The sequence below is a fragment of the Neobacillus citreus genome (assembly GCF_018343545.2).
GTDB lineage: Bacteria > Bacillota > Bacilli > Bacillales > Cytobacillaceae > Neobacillus > Neobacillus citreus.
Genome location: NZ_JAGYPE020000138.1, coordinates 1 through 1554 on the forward strand (window position 1 = coordinate 1; position 1554 = coordinate 1554).

At 38.5% G+C, this 1554-nt stretch carries 1 protein-coding gene; it reads right to left on the reverse strand.

Going from position 1 to position 1554, the window contains the following annotated elements:
* Positions 1-102: 102 nt before the first annotated feature.
* On the reverse strand, positions 103-1464 hold the full coding sequence (locus KHB02_RS29585; RefSeq protein WP_213140952.1) for an IS1182 family transposase: 1362 nt from the start codon (positions 1462-1464) through the stop codon (positions 103-105).
* Between the last annotated feature and the right edge of the window lie 90 nt (positions 1465-1554).

Below are 1554 nucleotides of genomic sequence, written 5' to 3' on the forward strand. Positions count from 1 at the left end.
TTCAGATTGTAGACAAAAGGCATTCGAATGAGCCCATTCGGATGCCTTTTTGTTGGATTATTACTCGTAAGAGCAAATTTTAGACCTATCCCATACCTATTATTATGCCATTTCTGGACCCTTCCACGTCCAGTTGGCCATCTTTTTCAAATTCATTGCAGCAAAAGTAAGCATCGCCTGCATGGACAATTTTTTTAGGCCCCTTAAGGTTGTCCAACGCATACCATGCTTCTCCTTTGCATCCGCAAAGACACGCTCAATCGTTTCTTTACGTCTTGCATAAATGGTTTTATTTTCTTGTGTGTGACGAAGATGGTCGGCTTCTTCTAAATAGTTCTCCCACACATGACGCTGAATTAGCTTTCTATGTTCTTTACTCTGCGTGCACTGTGAAAGTAATGGGCAATTTTTACACTCAAGCGGATTAGAGAAGTATTGACGGTAGCCTTCCTTCGTCGTGGTTGCATATTTTAATACTTGTCCTTGCGGACAGATATAACAATCGTAGTATTCATCATATACATATTCATGCTTTCTAAAATAACCATCCTTCGTACGGGGGCGAGTATAAGGTAAAGCTGGGGTCATATCATTTTCAAATAAGTATTGAGCAATAGCAGGTGTTTTATATCCGGCGTCAGCAGCAACAGCTTCAGGTTTTCCATGCTTTTCAATTACCTTTTCAAGGAGTGGTTCAAAAATGACACTATCATGGATATTACCTGGAGTTACAATTGCACCTAAAACAAAACCATTTTGATCAGAAGCAGCGTGGAATGAGAAAGCAAACTGTTTTGTTCGCTCATCCTTCACGTAATAACCACTTTCCGGATCAGTAGTACTTTCCTTGATTTCTTTATTTTCCTCTTTATCAAATTTATCTGGAGGAAAGGGCTTTTTCCCGTGATCTTCGCGGTCTTTATTAATCTCGTCTTGTAGACGTGCTTCATAAGCTTTTGATTCTTTTCGAACTACTCTCTTCTCAAATTTATGCTTATTAGCGCTTGCTTTAACATGTGTAGAATCAATAAATACGTGCTCGCTACTAATCAATTTCTTGTCTGAGGCTTCCTTCAAAATACGATAGAAAATCTGTTCAAATAAATCTGTATCTTTAAAGCGGCGCTCGTAGTTTTTACCAAACGTCGAGAAGTGAGGTACCTTATCATAAAAACCAAAGCCCAGAAACCAGCGATATGCCATATTCGTTTCGATTTCAGTTATTGTTTGACGCATTGAGCGAATACCGAAGGTATATTGGATGAAAGCCATCTTAATCAATACAACAGGATCAATACTCGGACGTCCTCGTTCAGATGAATACATATCTTGAACAAGTGAATAGATAAAAGAAAAGTCGATAGCAGCCTCAATCTTACGAACCAGATGGTTCGCAGGTACAAGTTGTTCTAAAGCTATCATTTCTATTTGGTCACGATTCATCTGTGTATTTTTAGTTAACACTGCATTCACCCCATAAAAATCTCTATACCTTAATTATACAAAAAAGACTGCCAGCAAACCCGAATTTTTTCGAATTTGTCGACAGTCTGA